Origin of the sequence: uncultured Aquincola sp. (assembly GCF_964001545.1) — a bacterium.
In the GTDB taxonomy this organism is placed as follows: domain Bacteria; phylum Pseudomonadota; class Gammaproteobacteria; order Burkholderiales; family Burkholderiaceae_C; genus Aquincola.
Window position 1 is genome coordinate 1 of the sequence record NZ_CAXFDV010000067.1, and the last position, 3,256, is coordinate 3,256.

General features: G+C 69.9%; 4 protein-coding genes. 1 reads left to right on the plus strand and 3 read right to left on the minus strand.

All coding sequences use genetic code 11. The features are described 5' to 3' along the window. A partial coding sequence (locus ABNT58_RS02390; RefSeq protein ID WP_348751914.1) for an SIP domain-containing protein occupies positions 1-222 on the plus strand: 222 nt, incomplete at its 5' end. A 15-nt stretch (positions 223-237) separates the two neighbouring features. Here ABNT58_RS02390 and ABNT58_RS02395 read toward each other — a convergent pair. The 3 genes from ABNT58_RS02395 to ABNT58_RS02405 are packed head-to-tail and all read right to left on the minus strand — an operon-like array spanning position 238 to position 2,990. After that, positions 238-834 (minus strand): hypothetical protein, encoded by a 597-nt coding sequence (locus tag ABNT58_RS02395; protein WP_348751915.1) that lies wholly within the window; start codon positions 832-834, stop codon positions 238-240. Between the two features lie 58 nt (positions 835-892). Beyond that, a complete protein-coding gene (locus tag ABNT58_RS02400; protein WP_348751916.1) occupies positions 893-1,888 on the minus strand; it encodes a tripartite tricarboxylate transporter substrate binding protein in 996 nt (331 codons plus the stop codon). A 25-nt stretch (positions 1,889-1,913) separates the two neighbouring features. Further along, positions 1,914-2,990 carry a porin gene (locus tag ABNT58_RS02405; protein ID WP_348751917.1) on the minus strand — a complete coding sequence of 359 codons (1,077 nt, stop codon included), beginning with the start codon at positions 2,988-2,990 and terminating at the stop codon, positions 1,914-1,916. Positions 2,991-3,256: the final 266 nt, after the last annotated feature.

Genomic DNA, 3,256 nt, shown 5'->3' on the forward strand with positions numbered 1-3,256 from the left:
ACACTGGACCTGCAATGGCTGGACACGCCCGAGCAGCTGCTGCAGGCCCTGCAAGCCCAGCCCTTGCCCGCGGGCGAAGGCTTTGCCTGGGCCGCCGGCGAAGCCGCCACGATGGCCCGCGTGCGCGACCTGCTGCTGGCAGAACGCGGCCACCCGAAGGAAGCGGCGCGGATCTCGGCCTATTGGCGCGCAGGCAGCTCGAGCTTCCACGAAGACCTGTGAAGCGCCGCCGGGGCTTCAGCCGGGGTTCAACAAGCCAGATGCTTCGATGCGGGTGGCCGCAAACAGCAGCAGCTCGGCATGCATGCCGTCCAGCTGCCGCGGTTCGTCGTCGTAGTAGCAGACGCTGCCGGCCAGCGTGCCATCGGGCGCCAGGATGGGGATGCCGCAATAGGCCTGGAACACCTCGCGCTTGGCATGGCCCACGGTGGCTTCGTCCTTCGCTGACTCCGCCGTCAGGAAGGGCCGGGCGGCGTCCTTGACGTACTGGCAATAGCTCTGGGCGATGGGGAAGGCCTGAGGCAACTCGGCCGCCAGGTTCTGGCGATCCAGGTGCACCATCGCCCGGTTGAGCGTGCCGTCGAAGCGGAACAGGGTGGCGTAGCGGTAGTCGGTCTTGCGCAGCAGCGAGTACAGCGCGTCGCGCAGCCCTTGTTGTTCCAGCGTGCGACTGAAAAGGCGCTTGGCCACTTCCAGCTGCTGCGCATTCGTGAGCGTGACCTTGCCCGCCGCCTCTTGGGCCGAACGGGTGTGCTGGCGCGACCGTTCGATGGCCTCGTCCAGCTCGCGCTTGCGGGCGGCATATTGGTCCAGCTCAAAACTACTTTTGGTCACACCCACTCCTGACGGCTGCGCGTCACTATAAGTGCGGTGACGGCGCCGAAGGCCTGGTTCACTCAGGCTGTATCCCCGCCGCCTTGATCACCGCCCCCCAGCGCTGGATGTCCCTGGCCAGCAGCTCGCGCGCCTGGGCGGGGGTGCTGGCTTGCAGGCGCATGCCCAGGGCTTCCAGTCGGGTGCGCACGCCGGCATCAGCCACCGCGCTGGCGATGGCGCGCTGCAGCGCGTCGATCACCGGCTGCGGCGTGCCGGCGGGGGCGGCGATGGCGTTCCAGCTGCTCACGTCGTAGTCCTTCAGCCCTGCCTGCTGCACCGTGGGCACGTCCGGCAGCGCCGCATTGCGCTGGCCGGCGGTGGTCGCCAACGCGCGGATCTCGCCGGCCTTGAGCTGGGCCATCATCGGCCCGACGATCTCCAGCGCCACGTCGATCTCGCCGCTGCGCAGCGCCATCAGCACCGCGGGTGAAGCCTTGTAGGGCACGGTCAGCAGCTCCACGCCGGCCACCGTCTCGAACAGCTTGGCGGCCAGGTGCTGGGTGCTGCCCACGGCGATGGTGCCGGTCTTGAGCGCACCCGGGTTGGCCTTGGCATGGCGCAGCAGGTCGGGCAGCGTCTTGAACGGCGAGCTGGCCGGCACCACGATGCCCAGGTCGAAAAAGCCCAGCGTGGAAATCGGCTGCAGGTCTTTCACCGTGTCGTAGGGCAGCTTCTTGAAAAGGCCCACGCTCACGGCGTTGCCGTTGCTCATCAGCAGCAGCGTGTGGCCGTCGGGCTTGGCGCTGGCCACGGCCTGGCTGGCCACGATGCTGCCGGCACTGGGCCGGTTGTCCACCACCACGGTCTGCTTGAGGGTCTGGCCCATGGCCTCGGCCACTGCACGGGCGGTGACGTCGGCGATGCCGCCGGGCGCAAACGGCACGATGAGGGTGATGGGCCGGCTGGGAAAGGCCGGCTGCGCCTGCGCCGCCACAGGCAGCCAGCCGGCGGCCGTGGCGGCCAGCAGCGCGGTAGCCAGGGCGGCGCGGCGCCGCTTGAACAATGCTGTCATCTCAACTCCTGATGCTTGAAGGGTCTCAGAACCGGTGGCGCAGGCCCAGCACCAGGCCGTTCTGGCTGCCCAGCGTGCCCATGAAGGCCGGCTTGGCATAGCCGCCCTCCACCTCGTTGCGGTCGACCACGGCATACACGTCGCTGCGCTTGGAGAAGGCATACGACGCCGTGACATAGGCCACCTTGCGCTTGCCGGCCAGCCGCGCGCTGCCGGCCTGCTTGTCCTGCAGGTAGGCGGCGCTCAAGGTCACGTTCGGCAGCACCCGGGTGCTGGCGCCCAGCGTCCACACCCGGTTGGTCTGCGGGCTCACCTCGTCGTCGCGGCGCATCGCGCCGGCAAACAGCGTGAAGGCTTCGGTGAGCTTCCAGTTGCCGCCGGCGCCCACGATGCGGCGCTGCTCGGTGTCGGCCAGGTTGTTCAGCCGCTGCACATACGCGCCCAGGCTCAGCGGGCCGGCGGTGTAGCCGGCCGACACGGCCCAGGCGTCGCTGCCGTTGCTGCCGGCCACCTCGCCCAGCGTGCGGGCAGCGGCCAATTCCACGCCGGCCAGCTTGGCCTCCAGCTTCACCATGTTGTCCTGACGCGCCACATGGTGGCTGCTGAACACCGAGTGCGCGGTGCTGTTGGGATTGCCCTCGGGCTGGAAGCGCGCCGTCATCTGGTGGGCCAGGGTGTACTGGCGGCCCAGGCTCAGGCCCCAGCCATCGGTGCTGCGCAGGCCGATGTAGATCTCACGGCCCCAGAAGCGGGTGGCGGCGGCCACCTGGCCGTAATCGGCCGTGGGGCTGGCCTGGGCCGAGGCGCCGGTGCTGGGGTCGAAGCCCGACTCCATCGACAGCAGCGCCGACAGGCCGCCGCCCAGGTCTTCCCGCGTGCGAAAGCCCAGCCGGCTGCCGGTGAAGATGCCGTCGTCCATGCTCACGCGAGAGGCGCCGTCGGCGCCCACGTTGCTGGCGCGGCGCACCGCGGCATCGAAGAGGCCATAGATCGTCACGCTGCTGCCGGCCTGGGCAGCCACCAGCAAGGGCAGGCCAGCCAGCGCGCAGGCGGCGGCACAACGGGCCGTCAGGCCGCGTCGGGGGGTGTGGGGTCGGTTCATCGGGCTTGTCTCCTCTGGGTTGAATCGGGGCATGCGGCGGCCCGGCCAGTGCCTTCGAGGGCCTGGCTGCGGGTCGGCATGGGGCGTCGGCCGCGAGTGCGGCCGCACGGTTTGGGCGACTAGTCGGTTTTGACCTTGCCGGCGCGCACCACCTCGGCCCAGCGGGGCAGTTCGCGCACGATCAGGTCGCCAAAGGCCTTGGGCGTGCCCGGCATCGGGATGGCACCTTCAGCGGCCAGCTGCTGCGCCACCTCAGGGCTTTGCAG